At 71.9% G+C, this 16,198-nt stretch carries 13 protein-coding genes; 5 read left to right on the top strand and 8 right to left on the bottom strand.

Annotated elements, in window-relative coordinates:
- The first annotated feature begins 52 nt into the window (after positions 1-52).
- Positions 53-442: a MerR family transcriptional regulator gene (locus tag ABEA10_RS15750; protein ID WP_345463953.1), complete on the top strand. Its 390-nt coding sequence runs from the start codon at positions 53-55 to the stop codon at positions 440-442.
- Here ABEA10_RS15750 and ABEA10_RS15745 read toward each other — a convergent pair.
- Complete coding sequence (locus ABEA10_RS15745; protein ID WP_345463950.1) at positions 418-1,374, bottom strand: NAD-dependent epimerase/dehydratase family protein; 957 nt, start codon at positions 1,372-1,374, stop codon at positions 418-420. The genes ABEA10_RS15750 and ABEA10_RS15745 overlap by 25 nt on opposite strands.
- 264 nt (positions 1,375-1,638) lie before the next feature.
- Between ABEA10_RS15745 and ABEA10_RS15740 the strand changes: the two genes are divergently transcribed.
- On the top strand, positions 1,639-2,406 hold the full coding sequence (locus ABEA10_RS15740; protein ID WP_345463947.1) for a hypothetical protein: 768 nt from the start codon (positions 1,639-1,641) through the stop codon (positions 2,404-2,406).
- A 30-nt stretch (positions 2,407-2,436) separates the two neighbouring features.
- On the opposite strand, the gene ABEA10_RS15735 is transcribed toward ABEA10_RS15740, so the two are convergent.
- On the bottom strand, positions 2,437-4,143 hold the full coding sequence (locus ABEA10_RS15735) for a family 43 glycosylhydrolase (protein WP_345463943.1): 1,707 nt from the start codon (positions 4,141-4,143) through the stop codon (positions 2,437-2,439).
- A 14-nt stretch (positions 4,144-4,157) separates the two neighbouring features.
- Positions 4,158-7,367 (bottom strand): DUF2961 domain-containing protein, encoded by a 3,210-nt coding sequence (locus tag ABEA10_RS15730; RefSeq protein WP_345463940.1) that lies wholly within the window; start codon positions 7,365-7,367, stop codon positions 4,158-4,160.
- Between the two features lie 582 nt (positions 7,368-7,949).
- On the opposite strand from ABEA10_RS15730, the gene ABEA10_RS15725 reads away from it, so the two are divergent.
- The 3 genes from ABEA10_RS15725 to ABEA10_RS15715 all read left to right on the top strand — a co-directional run bounded on the left by ABEA10_RS15725 (position 7,950) and on the right by ABEA10_RS15715 (position 11,513).
- Positions 7,950-8,171 (top strand): AsnC family protein, encoded by a 222-nt coding sequence (locus ABEA10_RS15725; RefSeq protein WP_345463937.1) that lies wholly within the window; start codon positions 7,950-7,952, stop codon positions 8,169-8,171.
- A 191-nt stretch (positions 8,172-8,362) separates the two neighbouring features.
- Positions 8,363-8,836: a cupin domain-containing protein gene (locus tag ABEA10_RS15720; RefSeq protein WP_345463934.1), complete on the top strand. Its 474-nt coding sequence runs from the start codon at positions 8,363-8,365 to the stop codon at positions 8,834-8,836.
- 514 nt (positions 8,837-9,350) lie between these two features.
- Entirely contained in the window at positions 9,351-11,513 is a 2,163-nt protein-coding gene (locus ABEA10_RS15715) for a choice-of-anchor P family protein (protein WP_345465147.1), read from the top strand.
- Between the two features lie 15 nt (positions 11,514-11,528).
- Here the strand turns inward: ABEA10_RS15715 and ABEA10_RS15710 are convergent, their stop codons facing one another.
- The 5 genes from ABEA10_RS15710 to ABEA10_RS15690 form a co-directional block, all read right to left on the bottom strand.
- Positions 11,529-11,732 carry a hypothetical protein gene (locus ABEA10_RS15710; RefSeq protein ID WP_345463931.1) on the bottom strand — a complete coding sequence of 68 codons (204 nt, stop codon included), beginning with the start codon at positions 11,730-11,732 and terminating at the stop codon, positions 11,529-11,531.
- Between the two features lie 15 nt (positions 11,733-11,747).
- The gene (locus ABEA10_RS15705) at positions 11,748-12,383 is read right to left on the bottom strand and encodes an aspartate/glutamate racemase family protein (protein WP_345463928.1); all 636 of its coding nucleotides are present in this window, start codon (positions 12,381-12,383) and stop codon (positions 11,748-11,750) included.
- Positions 12,384-12,609: 226 nt separating this feature from the next.
- Positions 12,610-13,491 carry a hypothetical protein gene (locus ABEA10_RS15700; RefSeq protein WP_345463925.1) on the bottom strand — a complete coding sequence of 294 codons (882 nt, stop codon included), beginning with the start codon at positions 13,489-13,491 and terminating at the stop codon, positions 12,610-12,612.
- Positions 13,488-14,930, bottom strand: a complete 1,443-nt coding sequence (locus ABEA10_RS15695) for an FGGY-family carbohydrate kinase (RefSeq protein ID WP_345463922.1) — start codon at positions 14,928-14,930, stop codon at positions 13,488-13,490. The genes ABEA10_RS15700 and ABEA10_RS15695 overlap by 4 nt, the downstream gene beginning before the upstream one ends.
- Positions 14,927-16,198, bottom strand: a complete 1,272-nt coding sequence (locus ABEA10_RS15690) for a four-carbon acid sugar kinase family protein (RefSeq protein WP_345463919.1) — start codon at positions 16,196-16,198, stop codon at positions 14,927-14,929. The genes ABEA10_RS15695 and ABEA10_RS15690 overlap by 4 nt, the downstream gene beginning before the upstream one ends.

Here is a 16,198-nt window from a genome sequence, read left to right as displayed (position 1 = left end):
GCCGCACCCTAGGAGCTGGACCCGACTCCAGCTCAAGCCCCATCCTGGGTCCGTGAGCGATTCCCCACAGAGCCTGACCATCGGCCAAGTCGCCGTCCGTACCGGCCTGAGCGTGGACACTCTGCGCTTCTACGAACGCGAGGGCATCCTGGCCAACCCCGTACGGCGCGGGCCCGGGGGCCGGCGGGTCTACGCCGAGCACGACGTCGACTGGCTCAACCTCTGCATCGTGCTGCGCTCCTCCGGCATGCCCATCCCGGCGATCCGCCGCTACACCGAACTGGCGCGCCAGGGAGCCGGCACCGAGGGGGACCGGCTGGCCCTGCTGCGCGAGCAGCAGGGGCGGATCTTCGCCCAGATCGCCGACCTCCACCGCTGTCTCGACGTGATCAACCACAAGATCGCCGTCTACGAGGATCACCTGGACCGGCCCGCGGAGTGACCCCCGGGACCACCTGAGTCCGGGACGAGGCCGGTGGTGAGCCAGCCGGTGATCGACCGATGCCGCGGGCGCCAGCCGAGAAGGCCGCGGGCTCGGGTGGCGCGAACCCGGCTGTTGGAGCCCAGGGCGTGACGGGCGAACTCGGGGTGCCAGAGGTTGCCGGGAGCGTCGGGGTCCCAGGGCCGGGGGCCGGGCAGGCCGAGCGCGGCGGCGATGGCGTCGGTCATCGCGGCGAAGGACTCCTCACCGTTCTCCACGAAGTAGAAGGTGCCGGGGGGCGTCTTCGCCAGGGCGAGAAGGTAGAGGTCGGCGACGTCGTCGATGTGGACGTTGGACCAGACGTTGCGGCCGGCGCCCACCCGCTGGACCACGCCGGCGGCGCGGGCCTGGTTCACGAGCGCGGCGATCAGGACGCTGTCCCGGGCCGGGCCTCGTCCGTGGCCGTAGATGAGGCTGTTGCACAGGACCGCGGAGCGTACGTCCTGCTCGGCGGCGGCCAGGACCAGGCGGTCGATGGCCACGCGAGCCCGGCGTACGGGATGGTTCGGTTCCCAGCCGGATCCCTCGTCGAGGACGTCCTCCTCGAAGACCGTGGCGGACGCCTCGCCGTCCGTGCCCACCCCCACGATGCTGGAGCCGCTGGTGTGGATCAGCGGCTTGCCCGAGCCGGCGAGCGCGGCGACCAGTGTCCGGACGGCGCCGAGGTGGTCGCTGTCGGCCGCGTTGATCACCGCGTCCGCGCGGCGCGCCTGGTCGGTGAGGACATCGGGGTCGTCCAGGAGACCCACCACCGGCCGGACGCCGATACGGGCGAGCGCCTCGGCCTTGGTCCGGTCCCGGGTCAGCCCGGTGACGGTATGACCGGCCCGGACCAGACGAGTGGCGACGGTGCCGCCGATGTAGCCGCTCGCGCCGGTGACGAAGACGTGCATCGAATGCCTTTCAGGCTGGGGATCGCTTCAACGCGCAGCCTCGGCCCGCACATGACGCGACACCAACCCCCTTTGCCGAAACGGCAAAAGAGATCGGGCCAGCGCGGTCCTGCGAGCCGGGATGGTGAGGGGGTCCCTGACCGCGCCAGAGCGCGATCAGGGACCCCCTCACCCGGCTTCATGGGCGGCCATGGGCCGTTGAGGGCCGCGGATGTCGTACCTCGTCGTTACCGTGCCGCCATACCTGCGACGAAGGGTGATGACATGGGTACCTGGGCCGCCTATCTGGCGTTTCGCGCTCCGGCTGACGGGCGCGTGCGGTTTCCCGATCACGAGCGCGCCGCTGTGGCGGTGGACGGGTGGACCTACCTCACCGGCGAGATCACGAACTACGAGCAGTTCGAAGCCGCGCTCTCGGGCATCCCCGGCCCGGCTCTGCTGTCGGCGGTCTGTGACAGCGACTTCGCCGGGATCACCGGCTATCTGGACGGTACGCCCCGGTGGAACGCCTACATCAATCACCAACGGGCCGTTGCCGAACTCGATGTTCCCCTGCCCGAGTCGGAGCCGGCCGAGGACGAGGACCTGCTCGACCGGATCATGGCCTGGGCGCGGACGGCGGAAGCGCCGCCCGTCGACCGCGACCGGCTGCGCAAGGTGTTGGCGACGTCCTGTGTCTTCGCCGACGACGGCCTGCTCGCCCTCGAACAACTCCTCGGCGTGATCTCGCCCGAGGTCCGGCCCTTCGGCAGCGACCAGCGGACCGACTACGACATCGTCATGATCACTCCGGCCGGTGAAACCGTGCCGGACGAGGCGATCGCCGAGATCGCGCGGGCGGTCCAGGGCGAGGCCGACTCCGGCGAACCCGATGAGAACGGGCACCGAATCGAGTTCTTCGTGCCCAAGACCAACGCGCCCGCCGTCGCCCTCCCGGCGTTCTCGGCGACCCTGCGGCGGCTGGGAATCTCCCCGGCCACCATGGTCTTCTGGGACGGCGACTGGACGCCTCTGGCGGACCTCGGCCGGTAGGCGGTCATCCCCGCGCTCCGAATTCACAGGTCAGGGTCCTGCCACGACCTCGGAGACGGGATCGCCGATGCGGGTCCAAGCGGTACCGGTGCCGGACCAGGCGAACAGGCCCGCCCGGGAGGCGCCGTACAGCGACGTGTCGTTCACCGCGAACACGTCGCCCGGGCCGCCGGCACGGGCCCAGAAGTTCTCCACTCCGAGGTAGCGGTAGATGTCACCGGTGTTCGGGTCGGTGGCGAAGAAGTCCTCACCGCCCGCGTGGATGTGGCTCGCCGGGCCGCCGATCTGCGTCCACGTCGTGTCGTGCCCGGTCCACTGGAGGACCTTCGAGTGGTCGGGGGCCAGCGCGTACAGGCCGTTGGCGTTCACGGCGAACGAGGCGCCGGGTCCGCCGACCCGGGTCCAGCTCTCCGGAGTGCCGTTGTAGCGGTAGATGTCGCCCGTGTCGGGGTTCGTGGCGAACAGCTGGTCGCCGCCGGCGTAGATCTGGCCCGCCGGGCCGCCGATCTTCGTCCACGCGGTGCCGTCGCCGTTCCACCGGAGGACCATGGAGTGGTCGGGGGCCAGCCCGTACAGGGCGCCGGCGTTCACCGCGAACGAGGCGCCGGGTCCGCCGACGCGACTCCAGTTCCCCGGGGTGCCGTTGTAGCGGTAGATGTCGCCGGTGCCGGGGTCCGTGGCGAACAGCCCGTACCCACCGCCGTACAGATGCCCCGCCGGGCCGCCGACCACGGTCCAGGCCGAACCGTCCCAGCGTGACACGGCGGACCGGTCGGCGGGCATCGCGTACAGGTGAGGGCCGCTGACCGGACCGTCATGCCAGGTGAGCGGGGCGAGGTAGACACCGCCCTTACCCCAGCCCGCGGCGCTGATCCACCAGGTGCCGTTCTGGTCCAGCACCGGTTCGGCGGCGTGCGAGGCGATGTGGCCGACCGTGTCGGCCGATGAGAAGTGCAACGGGTCGCGGCTGCGGTACACGTCGGTGCCGGAGTAGTCCAGCCGTGGGCCGATGAACAGGTACCACCAGTCGCCGCGGTGCACGACGAACGGCGACTCGGTGTTCCCGCAGCAGTCGCCGGTGGTCGGATCGGTGTAGGCGATGTTCCGCCCGCTCCAGTGGATCAGGTCGGTGCTGGTGCGGTACGCGACGACGTGGTTGCCGCCCGACGGTGCGCTGGTCGCGTCGTAGTACATGACCCACCGGTCGCCGACGCGGGTCACCATCGGGTCCCGCGCCTCGTACCCGTCGCGGAACAGCGGACCGCTCGCGAGCCGGGTCCAGTGGACCAGGTCGGTGGAGGTGGCCAGGCTGATCGCCGTGTCGGTGAGGTCGGTGCCTCCGCCGTTGTAGAACATGTAGTACGTGCCGCCGACGTGGATCACGTGCGGCGCCCACAGGTGCGTCTCGCCGAAGTAGGAGCGGTCGACGGTCAGCGCGGGCGCCTGCTTGGTCCACGGGCCGCCGAGCGAGGGCGCGGTCGCGTGCGCGAACTCGACCTCGTTGACCGGGTCGGCGGGCTCGGCGTGGGTGATGCCGAACATGTGCCAGGTGCCCGCGTCGTCCCGTACGAACGTGTGGTCGTTGATGTACCACTGCTGGGTCGGCGTGCTCGGGTCGTAGACCCTGGTGAACGCGCCCGCCGTCACCCAGGCGCCGGCGACCGGCGACGCCTTGGCGGGCACGCAGGTCAGGGCGGCGGCGAGAGTGGCGAGCGCCACGAGAAGCGTTCTGCGCACCTGTTGTCACTTCCTCACGGCAGGAGCCTGCTGGGCTGCGGCCACTCGGTGTCGGCGGCGAAGTGGTCGTGCCACTTCCAGCCGTCCTGGACGAACCTGGTCCCGTCGGACAGGGACACGTAGACGTCGGCGGCCGTGCCGCGCGTGAACGTCACCGCGTCGGCGCGCCCGTCGCCGTCGAAGTCGCCGATCCCGGGGATCTCCGTGCCGGCGGCGAAGTGGTCGTGCCATTTCCAGGCGTCCTGGACGAACTTCGTGCCGTCGGAGAGGGACACGTAGACGTCGGCGGCGTCGCCGCGGGTGAAGGTGATGATGTCGTCCCGGCCGTCCCCGTCGACGTCCCCGACGGCCGGAACCTCGTCGCCCACGGCGAAGTGGTCGTGCCATTTCCAGGCGTCCTGGACGAACCTGGTGCCGTCGGACAGGGACACGTAGACGTCGGCGTTCGTGCCACGCGTGAACGTGATGATGTCCGCGCGGCCGTCGCCGTTGACGTCGCCGACGGCCGGGATCTCGGTGCCCACGGCGAAGTGGTCGTGCCACTTCCAGGCGTCCTGGACGAACTTCGTGCCGTCGGAGAGGGAGACGAAGACGTCGGCGGCGTCGCCGCGGGTGAAGGTGATGATGTCGTCCCGGCCGTCGCCGTCGACGTCCCCGACCGCCGGGATCTCGTCGTTGATCGCGAAGTGGCTGTGCCAGACCGTGGCCGCCCCGAAGCCGGAGCCGTTCGACAGCGCCACCCAGACCTGGCCGTTCGTGCCGCGCGTGAACGTGACGATGTCGTCCTTGCCGTCACCGTTGAAGTCGCCGGTCTCCGGCACCTCGGTGCCCGCCGCGAAGTAGTCGTCCCACTTCCAGCCGTCCTGCACGAACTTCGTGCCGTCCGAGAGCGAGGCGTACACGTCGGCGTCCGTGCCCCGGGTGAAGGTCAGCGCGTCGTCCCGGCCGTCGCCGTCCAGGTCCGTACGGACCGGGTTCGCCGTGGTCGCGCCGAGCACCGCCGAGCCCGGTCCGGCGTTCCCGGCGCTGTCGACCGCGACGACCCGGTAGTGCAGCGTCTGACGCGCGGGCCGCGACCCGTACGTGAACACCGGCAGGCGCGAGGTCCCCACCAGCGTGGACGGGCCGATCGGCACGTCCGCCGAGGCCGAGGCGTAGATCCGGTACGCCGTGACGCCGGAGTCGTCGGCCGGTTCGGCCCAGGCGAGGTGGACGGCGTGCCGCCGCCCGCCCGTCCGCGCCAGGCCGGTCGGCGCGCCCGGCGGCGAGGCGTCGGCGTACGGGGTGACGAGGCTGTCGGCGGTGTACCGCGCGGCGGTCCACGCGGGGGCGCCCGCGACCGGCCGCAGCGTGACCGTCACCGACGTCTTGCCGGCGGTCGCCGAGGCGGGCAGCGGGAACGCGTCGTCGCGCAGCCGGTGCGTGCCGTTGCCCTGCGGCTGCACCCAGGTGCCGACCGCGGTGCCGTCGACCAGCACGTCGGCCTTCTGGTACGCCGCCTGCTGGTCGGACGTACGGCGGAGGAGGACACCCTGGTTCGCGGCGTCCGTGCCGAGCTTGAACGCGACCTGGCCGGTGGTGCTCCGCACCTGCGCGGTGACCGGCACGCCGTCGTCGTCGCCCTCGTAGGAGGAGTCCAGGGCGTACTGGCTCGCCGCGGTGGACTCGGTGTAGGCGTGGGCCGTCCGGCTCGCCGCGTCGCCGGTCCGTACGGTGTCGGTCCGGTGGTTCGCGACGGTCGTCCGGGTGTAGAGGAAGGCGGTCGAGGAGTACTCCGCGTCCGCGTCGTCCTGCGGCCCGTGTTCGATCCCGAACCTCAGCGCGTGCGCGTACGGCACCGCGTCGGCGAGCATGAGCCGGTACGCCCCGTCGCACTCGTGGTCGCAGCCGCCGCCGTTCTTCTCGTGGCCGGGTTCGCCGTTGAACGGCGCCGTGAACGTGCCCCGGTTGAAGTACCAGCCGGACTCATAGAAGTCCTCCGTCCCGGTGCCGTGCAGGTCGGGCGTACTCGACCCGTCGGCGTACACGCGCTCGTCGCCTTCGAGGTACGCGCGGGTGTTGTCGCTGGTGTCCGGGATGCGGCCGCGCATCGTCTCCGAGACGCCGACGAACTTGCCGCGCCCGCCGGTGTCGGCGAACAGCCAGTCGTCACCCGGCGTGGCGACGGCGCGGTGCGCCGAGGCGGTGAAGTAGGCGGCCGGCCCGCTCGGCGCGAGGGCGTTCGTCCACTGGGAGTCGGGGGCCGAGGTCAGCTCCACGCTGATCCCGTTCAGCGCGTGCGCGGTGCCGTTGACGAGCGCGACGGTCGCCTCCTGGCGGTACGGCATCGGCCACCACGCCGAGTACCAGCCGCTCGCCGGGTCGACGGCGAACAGCAGCGCGCTCACCTTCTGCTCGCCGAGCCCCGCGCCGAAGAACTCGCCGATCGGCGCGTCCACCGTGGTCCGGCCGTCGAAGGCGATCCGCAGCCGTACCTTCTCCAGCGTGTCGTCGGACCGGTCGGGCAGCCTGACGCGCAGGCCGGTGATGACGGCCGGCCCGGCGGGCTGGTCGATGCTCGCCGTGACCCCCGCGGCGGGGGAGAGGCCGACCGTACGCGTGGTCGCCCCGGACGCCGTCGGCTTGGGGTCCTTGGTGCCGGCCGCCCTGAGCATCGCGACGACGTCGTCGGCGTGGTCGGCCGGGTCGAAGGTGGCGACGCCGTCCGCGTCGGGGAAGTGCCGGTAGGTGACGTGGTAGAAGAGCGGCTTGTTCTGCGTGGTGACGGTCATGGAGGTGCGGTACGGCATCGGCACCTTGATGTAGACGCCGCCGGAGCTCTGGTCCGCGTCGGCGACGAGCGGGCTGACGAACGGCGCGCCGTGGCCGCCGTTCACGACGTTCTGGAGCGAGTCGTCGAGCACCGTCCTCCCGTCGAGCACGATCGTGATCCGCCCGGTGGCGGACACGTCGCCGTTGTCGCGGGTGAACCAGATCGAGCTGATCTCCCCGGGCCCGGAGTCCTCGGCGATCACGCATCCGCCGCCGGTGGTGCGCAGGCAGGAGTACGTGCCGTTGAACCCGTCGTCGTTGCCGCCCGCGCGGTCGTAGCTGGAGAACTCGTGCGTGGTGACGCCGGTGGTGAGGTAGGGCAACCGGTCGAGGTGCCGGTAGGTGTCCCAGCCGACCGGCCCCTTGCCACCGGGCGCGGGCGCCGCGGCCGAGCCGGGCGCCGCGACGGACACGGGCCGCGCCGCGGCGGCGGGCTGCGCTGACGCGGAGGCGGGGCGGGCCGCGACGGCGGCGGGCCCCGCCGGGGCGGGGGTGCGCGGCGCGGTGGAGGTGGGCGCTGGTGCGGAGGCGGGCCGAGCCGCGAGGGAGGCGGGGCGGCCGGTGACCGAGGCGGGCGCTGGTGCGGAGGCGGGCCGGGCCGCGGTGGAGGCGGGCGCTGACGCGGAGGCGGGGCGGGCCGCGACGAGCGAAGAGACGACCAGCGCGAGCAGGACCGGAAACGGTCCCGCGAGCGCGCGCCGCGTCCGGTGCGCCGGACGCCCCGCGATGGACCCGGACCGGCGCGCCCTTCCGCGACCTTCGGTTCGTCGGGGAGATGCCATCTCCGACTCACTTTCCTCGCCTGCCGGCGACGGTCGGGGGCCGAGCGATCGGGACACCGGGCGGGTGAGAAATCGATTTCTGAAATCGATTTCTGACCGAGAACCTAGAAATTGGACGTACCGCTGTCAACGACCGGATCCGGACATGGGGCGGCCACACCGGCGCGGAGGTGTCCTCACGGGAAGAGGATGATCTGGCGGTATCCGAGGCCGATGGCGTGTCTGAGCCGGAATCCGTCACGATCGACGGCCTGGATCGGCGATTGTTCCAATGCCCTGGTCATCGACGGCCGGATCCCGGTCCGCCGGGTCGCCGCGGTCCCGGGTGTTTCCGACCAGACGTTCGCCCGCCGTTACCGCTGGCCGCACACCGTCGGCGTGCACGACGCGGCGCTGTTCGGCATCGAGATGACGGCCGGCTGTGGCTGTCCGTGACCCCGTCGACGAGACCGCCCCATCATCCGCACCGTCAAGCACGTCGGCGCCCTTATCGAGGGACGCACGTGAGCCCGATGATCACGGCCATGCCAAGATCGTCTTATGCGGGCACATGGGTGTACATTCCTTGCTTTGACCTTTGCACCGTGCCGTAGGGGCGTGACGACCGGGCCTGTGGACGCGTAACGATGGTCGCTGAGAACGAGATGCTCCGCCCGTACGCCCTGGCCGCGGGCGAGGGAGAACCGGCGGCGGCGCCCGAGGGCTCGGTCATGAGGTTGAAGGCGTCCGCCGAGTCGACCGGCGGCGGCCTGGGTCTGCTGGAGGGCATGGATGCGCCCGGCTTCGCCACCCCCTTGCACCGGCACGACGTCGCCGAACTCTGGTACATCCTCGATGGTCACTACGACTTCTACGTCGCCGGCGAGTGGATGCCGGCCGAGACCGGAGCCGTGGTGTTCGTCCCCGGAGGCCTGCCCCACGGCTTGCGCGCGGGCCCGGGTGGCGGACGCAAACTGACCATGATGATCCCCGGCGGATCCGAGGGCTTCTTTCGCGACGTGCACCGCGTCCTCGAGAAGGACGCGGGAACGCCGGAGCGGTTCCGTGCACTGGGTGCCGAGTACGGCATCGAGCTGATCGGCCCACTCCCGGAGCGTTGACCGCCCCGATTTTCCGGCGAGTGCGCACCGATCGAGCTGAGCCGGCCGGATTTGATTGCCGCGCGAGAAGTCGTCGGTCGGCTCTGCGGCGATGCCCATAACCGCAATTCAGGCGGTCCAGAGGACCGGAAACGGTCGCTCTCTTTCGAAGCGGCAAACTGCGGATCAGTCATTTCATCGGGCATACCCAAAAAAGGATCACCGCCTCTCTCGTGGGCATTTCATCGCCGCAGCGTGGCCTACTGTGGCCAGTCGGGAACTTACAGTAAAGGGCCTATTTACATCTATTTGGCGACCGGTCACTCTATGGCCGTGGCCACACCTACCTCGTTGATCAGCGGCTGGCGCTGAAAGGGTCGCCGAGGGTTGTCAAGCAATGTCATTTGGTATCCGCGTGCGCCAGGACGTGAAAAGGGGGCATTCCGGGCGGCGCGATCACAGATATTCTGCACGGCCAGCGATCCCAAATTAGTTATGGCATGACGCCATGCCAGAAGGAAATGACACCGTGAGAATGACGCGAAGATTACGGGCCGCCGTGTGCGTGGTGGTGGCTGGTGCAATGCTGGTGGCCGGGGTGGGGACGGCGTCCGCCACGCCCGGGGTGACCCCGTCCGACGTAACGCTGAACCTGTCCCCGGGCGAATCGGCGACGATCGCCAAGACTGTGTCCACTCCGGCGATCCCGCCAAAGCCGGATATCACGTTCCTGATCGACACGACGGGGAGCATGGGCGGGGTCATCTCGAACGTCCAGGCCAATGCGAACACCATCTTGTCCAACGTCGCTTCGGCACAGCCGGACGCGCAGTTCGCGGTCGCCGAGTACAGGGACGTGTCGACGGACGCGACATCGTTCCGGGTGGCGCAGAACCTCACCGCGAACCAGACCGACGTCGCCAACGGTCTCAACTCGCTGGTCGCGACGGGCGGCGGCGACTACCCCGAGGACGGCATCAACGGTCTGTTCCAGGTCGCGTCCGGGGCGGTCGACTTCCGGTCGAACAGCTCCCGGATCGTGTTGCTGATCGGGGACGCCCCCAGCCATGACCCCAGCAACGGCCATACGCTGGCCGATGCGACCAGCGCTCTGCAGGCGGCCGGCATCACCGTGCTGGCGCTCGACCTCTCCGGGCTGGATTCGACCGGGCAGGCGACCGCGATCACCAACGCCACGGGTGGACAGCTGTTCTCCGGCATCGACGCCTCGCAGGTCAGCAGCACTATCCTGGCGGCCCTGCACAACCTGCCGGTCACGGTCACCCACCGGCTGCGCGACTGCGACCCGAACCTGTCGGTCTCCCTGACCCCGGACAGCCGGACGGTGACCAGCGGCGATGACGCCAACTTCACCGAGGTCGTCTCCGCCGGCGCCGGAGCCGCACCGGGAGGCACGCTGAACTGCAAGGTGGACTTCCTGCTCAACGGCGTCCTGCAACCAGGCTTCACTGAAACGATCACCGAACACGTCCCGAAGGTGACCCCGTCGATCGCCACCACGCCATCGGACTCGGCGCCCGCGGGCGGGAACGTCTCTGATACAGCGACTCTGACCGGCGGTTACCACCCGACCGGCACCGTCACGTTCCAGCTGTTCGGGCCCGGCGACACCGGCTGTAAGACGCCCATCGCGACTCGCACCGGAACAGTGTCGGGCAGCGGCACCGCGGCGTCCGGGAACATCGCCGCGGGCGGCGTAGGCACTTACCGGTGGGTGGCCTCCTACGGCGGCGATGACAGCAACAACCCGGTCACCTCCTCGTGCGGCGATGAACAGGTCGTGGTCGTCAAGGCCACCCCGGGCATCGCCACGACCCCCTCGGGGACCGTGCCTGCCGGCGGCGTCGTGTCCGACACCGCCACCATCTCCGGCGGGTACCACCCAACCGGCGACGTCACGTTCCAGCTGTACGCCCCCGGCGACACCACCTGCACGACGCCGATCGCCACCCGCACCGACACGCTGTCCGGCAGCGGCACCGCCGCATCCGGCAACGTGACCATCGGCGCGGCCGGCACCTACCGGTGGACCGCCACCTACGGCGGCGACGCCGACAACAACTCCGTCACCTCACCGTGCAGCGCCGAACAGGTCACCGTCACACCGCAGCGGCTGACCGGACGGGCCTACGGCCTGGCCGCCGACGCCGACCTGGCCGGGATCCAACTGGTGCACATCGCGCCCACCCCCGACACCGGCCACATCTCCACCACCTCGACCAGCAGCACCTCGGTGCCCTGCACCGCCACGCTCAGCGGACTGATCAGCGCGCACGCCCTGTGCGCCAAGGTCGCCACCACCGAGTTCCCCGGCAAGTCCGTGGCCACCGCCTCCATCGACGACACCACCATCGGGATCAGCGGCATCCCGGTGATCAGCGTCAAGACCATCAACTCCGGCTCCACCACCACCTGCACCGGATCCACCGGAACCACCACGATCGCCTACCTCAAGGTCGGCAACACCGTGATCATCCCGGAACCCACCGTGATCCAACCCAACACCATGGTCAACGTCGGCGTCGTCAAGCTCGTTCTGAACGAGCAGACCCCGATCACCACCCCCGACAAGGGCCTGACCGTCAACGCCGTACACGTCACCGTCAACGCCCTCGGCCTGGCCAAGACCAATGTCGTCCTGGCGTCCTCCGAGAGCGATATCGGCAACTGCCCATAACCCAACCCACCTGGATCAACCAACCCCGAGGCCGGGCGGCGTAGCTCCGCCCGGCCTCGGCCGGGCTTCAGGCGCCGTCAGGTCGGCCACGCAGGCCATGCCGGCCTTGGGCCAGGTGTGTGCGCCCGTGGATGCCTCGCTGCTGTCGAGCATGTCGCGGATGTCGGCGGCGAGTTCGGCGACTTCCTGGACCGCATTGGTGATCAGTTCTGACACCACCGGTCAGAGGGTGGCCTACGGGCGGAGTTGGCGGACTCCCGAGCGGGGGGAGGTGAGGACCGGGACGTTCACCTCTCCGGGCGGGAGGGCGTCGACCACGCGGGCCATGCTGGCCTGGGCCAGGACGAGTACGTCGACCTCGGCGGCCAGGCGGCGGGCCTCGGCGGCGACGATCGCGTCGTGCCGTGTCGTGTCGCCCGCCTTCAGCGCCTCGAACGCGCCCGGGCACACCGACTCCCGGATCTCCCGAGGTCCGGCCGCCTCGCGCCGGAGCAGGTCGCCGGTCGGCCGCAGTGTCGCGGCGAGCGTGGCCAGGATCCCGATCCGCCCACCCGTGCGCACCGCCTCCGCGGCCATCGGAGCGTCCACCCGGTACACCGGGATGCCCGCTTCCGCGTCCGCCTCCTCCGCCGCCTCACCGATCGACGAGCATGTCACCAGCATGGCCTCCGCGCCCGACTCCGCCGCGAAGCGCGCGTACGCGGCGACGCGGCGGCGGGTGCGGGGCAGCAGGCCGTACTCGATCGTGTCCCGCAGCAGTGTCTCGTCCACCATGTTGACCGCGTCGACGGCACCGACCTCGGCGGGAAGCAGGCCGGCGAAGACGGCGGGCAGGCTCGTGACGGTGTGCAGAAGACAGACCCGGGTCATGGGTCCTCCTGCGTCGGAGGGTGTGACCACAGGGACTGTGTTTTCGATTCCCTCGCTTCGCTCGGTCATGGGTCCTCCTGCGTCGGAGGGGGTGACCACAGGGGCTGTGTTCTCGATTCCCTCGCTTCGCTCGGTCATGGACCCTCCTTCGTCGGGGAAGTGACCGAGGGGACGGTGCCTTCGACTCTCTCGCCGCGCTCGGTCATGGGCTTTCTCACAGCGGGCATCAGCCGGCCTCGGTCCACGGGCGGCCGTAGCGGTCGACGGTCTCGCCCAGGCGTCGCAGCCGGTCGGCGGAGCGCGCCCGCAGTGCCGCCGCCGGGTCAGGGGTGGCGATCGCGTCGCGCCACAGGGCGCGGCCGGCGAGCATGCCCGAGGCGCCCGCGCGGCAGGCCGCCTCGACGGCGGCCGGGAAGTCCGCCGCCTCCACGCCGTTGGACAGCACGACCCAGGGCCGGGAGAGCCGGCCGTCCAGCTTCTCGCAGGCGGCCACCAGTTCGCTCATCGAGCCGCGTCCCCGGCTCGGCACCTGGGCCTTGTACAGGCTCGGTCCCGACGGGCCGAGCACGGAGGCCGCGTCGAGGATCGCCGCGTCCAGGTCGAAGTCGGTCTGCCCGGGGGCCGGGACGGCGACCGGTTCGAGCACCGACAGCAGCCCGGCGTCGCGGCAGAGGGCGACGAACCGGTGGGTCATCTCCTCCCGGCGCGCCTCCTGGCCGTCGCGCTTCCAGATGACGAGCAGCTTCAGCGCCACGGCGCCGTCGCTCCGCGCGTGCCCCGGGTCGACCGCCAGGTCCAGCTCGGTGTCCTCGACGACGCCGCCCGGCATGTGGGTCAGCGCGTCGGCCGCGAGGATCAGCCCGCAGCTCGACGGCAGCGGCCGCTCCCGTACGAGGTCGGCGTACGCGTAGTGCCGGTCGATCAGGAACGCCGAGGCCAGCGGCGCGAGTACGTCCGCCACCTCCAGTTTGAACGCCGTCAGCGTCGCGTCGTCGGACGGATGCCCCTCTTCGGCGAACATCGCACGGAGGCTCTCGCGCTGGTCCATGGCGACCATGGCGAAGGTCCCGGACGGCCGCGCGAGGCGGTCGAGGGTCGGAGCTGTCACTGTGTTTCCTCTTCGTCGGAGGGAGAAGGCGCGGTGGCCAGCGGCAGGAACCTCGACCGGTACGCCTCCTCCCACTCGGGTGCCGGGACGGGAGCCTGGGGCGGAGCGGGCACGGAGGTGTCCGGAACGCCGATCGCGCGGCCGGCGAGCTGGGCCGCGCCGAGGGCCGCGCCGTGCGCGCCGGGCACCACCGCGAGCGGTGCCGGCGTCAGCCGTGCCTTGATCCACATCCAGGTCGGGTTGGCGGCCGGGCCGCCGAAGACCGTGACCGCGCCGGGCCGTACGCCGCCGCTCGCCGTGTCGAGCATCCACCGGGCCTGCATCGACAGCCCTTCCAGCACGGCGCGGCCCAGATCGGCGAGGGTGTGCGACGGCCGCAGGCCGTGCACCGACAGCGTCCGGCGCGGATCCGGCTCCGGGGTGGCGCGGCCCCGCAGGTACGGCAGCACGGTGATGCCGGTCGGCGGCGCCTCGGGCGGGCCGACGAGCTCGGTGAACCACCGGTGCGGGTCGGGATGCCCGGCCGGCGCGAACCGGCCGAGCAGCCAGCCGACCAGGCCGCCGCTCGCGGGCAGGCCGCTGATCAGGCAGTACGACGCGCCGTCCACGAACGGGCCGACGGTCGCGCCGGCGACGACCCGCGCGGGTACCGCCGCGACCGGCGTGACGATCGCCTCCGCGGTACCCATGGAGTCCGCCACCCGACCCGGCGCGCGGACCCCGGCCGCCCACGCCGCGGCCATGTGGTCGTGCCCGGCCACCACCACCGGCGTGCCGGAGAGCAACCCGGTACGCCCGGCGGCGGCCGTACCGACCCGCCCGGCCACGCCGGCGACGACCGGCGGCAGCCGATCGGGGGACAGGCCCGCCAGGTCGAGCAGGTCGGCCCGGTACGCGCCCCGGCGGATGTCGTACGCGCCGGTGCGGGAGGCGAGCGTGGGGCTGGTCGCGAGCACGCCGGTGAGGGAGGCGGCGACGAGGTCGGCGACGCTCGCCCAGCGGGCCATGTCCCGGAGCACGTCCGGGGCGTGGCGGCGCAGCCGCATCCAGCGGGCCAGCGGCAGCTTCGCGCCCGGACGCAGGCCGGTGAGGGAGAAGAAGGACTCGGCCCCCACCGCGCGCGCCAGCTCATCGGCCTCGTACGCCGCGCTGCCGTCGCGCCAGTCCAGCAGCGGTCCGTCCGGCTCACCGTGGGCGTCCAGCGGCACCCCGGTCTCGGCCATGCTCGCCACGCCGACGGCGACCGGCGGTGTCCCGGTCTCGGCCACGCACTCGGCGAGCAGCCGCAGCGCCGTCGCCCGCAGGGCGTCCGCGTCGCCGGCCGTCGCGGCCCGGCGTGAGGCGAGGCACGTGCCGTCCGGCCGGTAGACGGCGGCCTTGGTGTGCGTGGTGCCGATGTCGACGCCCGCGAGCGTGATGGTCGACACAGGGAGTGTCACGGGCCGACCTGGGCGAGGATGCGGTGGAGCGTGTCGTCGGCGCCGACGTTGCCGGGCACGACGACGTACGCCGGCCGGCCCAGTGGCGTGTGCAGGTCCCACACCGGGACGCCGGGCAGGATCTGGCCGCGTACGTGGGCACTCGTGGCGGCCAGGGCGTCGGTGGCCAGCCGGGCCGAGGTGATGCCGCCCTTGGCGACGACCAGGTCCACCTCCGGCGCGAGGTGCCGCACCGTCGCGACGAGGGTGTCCATCAGGAGCGCGGGCGCCGCCGGGACCCGGTCGTGGCCGGGCGCGCGGTCCGTCGCCAGCAGCGCGCGGCCGTCCTCGGCGAGGCGCTCGCGCACGGCGCGGGCGAGCGCGCGGTCGTCGCCGGGATGCGGGGCGACCGGCAGCTCGACGCGGCGTTCCCACAGGCCGTCCAGGGCGCGGAGCTGCCGGGTGCTGGCCTCGGTGAACGATCCGCAGGCGACCAGCACCCGCCCGGGCGGCGGCACGGCGACGCGGTCGAGCGGCCGGGTGGCGAGACCGGCCAGCGCGGCGGCGAGCGACGCGGCGCAGCGGACCTGCACCCGCGCGCCCCGGCGCTCCGCGCGCACCAGCCCCGCCGCGACCGCCAGCACGTCGGACTCGGTGACGCAGTCGGGCACAATGACGGCGTCAGGTCCGGCCTCCGCCAGGGCGTCCGCGACGGCGTCGGGCCCGCGCTCGCGCAGCCGCGCCAGCGGCACCGTCACGGCGTGCCGCCGGCCGCCGCCCACCTCGCGGACCCAGCCCGCCAGGTCGCGGCTCGTGTAGCCGAAGACCGGGTCGCGGGCGAACTCGGTCTCGGCGACCGGGACCGGCCCGGACGGTGTGCGCAGCCGGTGCACGCCGCCCTCGGTGAACCGGCCGCCGTCGACGAACGCCGGCACGAACAGCACCGGCGTCCCCGGTGACACGGCGTCGACCTCGGCGAACACGTGCCCGCGCAGGGTCGAGTCGCCGCGCAGGACCAGCCGGAGCGGACGTCCGGCGGCGCGAGCCGCGTCCTGTGCCGTACGGGCGATGCCGGCGACCAGCGCGGCGGCCTCACGCTCGGGCAGCGCCCGGCTGTTGGACAGCACGAACACCGAGCGGTGCGCGGCGGCGGCGTCGAACGCGGCCCGGCCGGGGCGCAGGATCACGTCGACGTCGCTCACGGCCTGGGTGCCGGTGGGGTCGTCGTCGACGATCACCGTGAACCGGTCGTCGGCGGCGATCTCCGCCCGCCAGGTCGCCTCCCGCAC

The organism is Actinoallomurus oryzae (assembly GCF_039541955.1).
Classification (GTDB): domain Bacteria; phylum Actinomycetota; class Actinomycetes; order Streptosporangiales; family Streptosporangiaceae; genus Actinoallomurus; species Actinoallomurus oryzae.
Note: the sequence above shows the minus strand (reverse complement) of the source record. Positions and strands in the feature narration are given on the sequence as shown.

What these genes read in the sequence shown, in the direction of transcription:
- ABEA10_RS15745 (WP_345463950.1), bottom strand. Translation starts at nt 1,374, where the DNA reads ATGCACGTCTTCGTCACCGGCGCGAGCGGCTACATCGGCGGCACCGTC.
- ABEA10_RS15740 (WP_345463947.1), top strand. Translation starts at nt 1,639, where the DNA reads ATGGGTACCTGGGCCGCCTATCTGGCGTTTCGCGCTCCGGCTGACGGG.
- ABEA10_RS15725 (WP_345463937.1), top strand. Translation starts at nt 7,950, where the DNA reads ATGGCGTGTCTGAGCCGGAATCCGTCACGATCGACGGCCTGGATCGGC.
- ABEA10_RS15720 (WP_345463934.1), top strand. Translation starts at nt 8,363, where the DNA reads ATGGTCGCTGAGAACGAGATGCTCCGCCCGTACGCCCTGGCCGCGGGC.
- ABEA10_RS15715 (WP_345465147.1), top strand. Translation starts at nt 9,351, where the DNA reads ATGACGCGAAGATTACGGGCCGCCGTGTGCGTGGTGGTGGCTGGTGCA.
- ABEA10_RS15705 (WP_345463928.1), bottom strand. Translation starts at nt 12,383, where the DNA reads ATGACCCGGGTCTGTCTTCTGCACACCGTCACGAGCCTGCCCGCCGTC.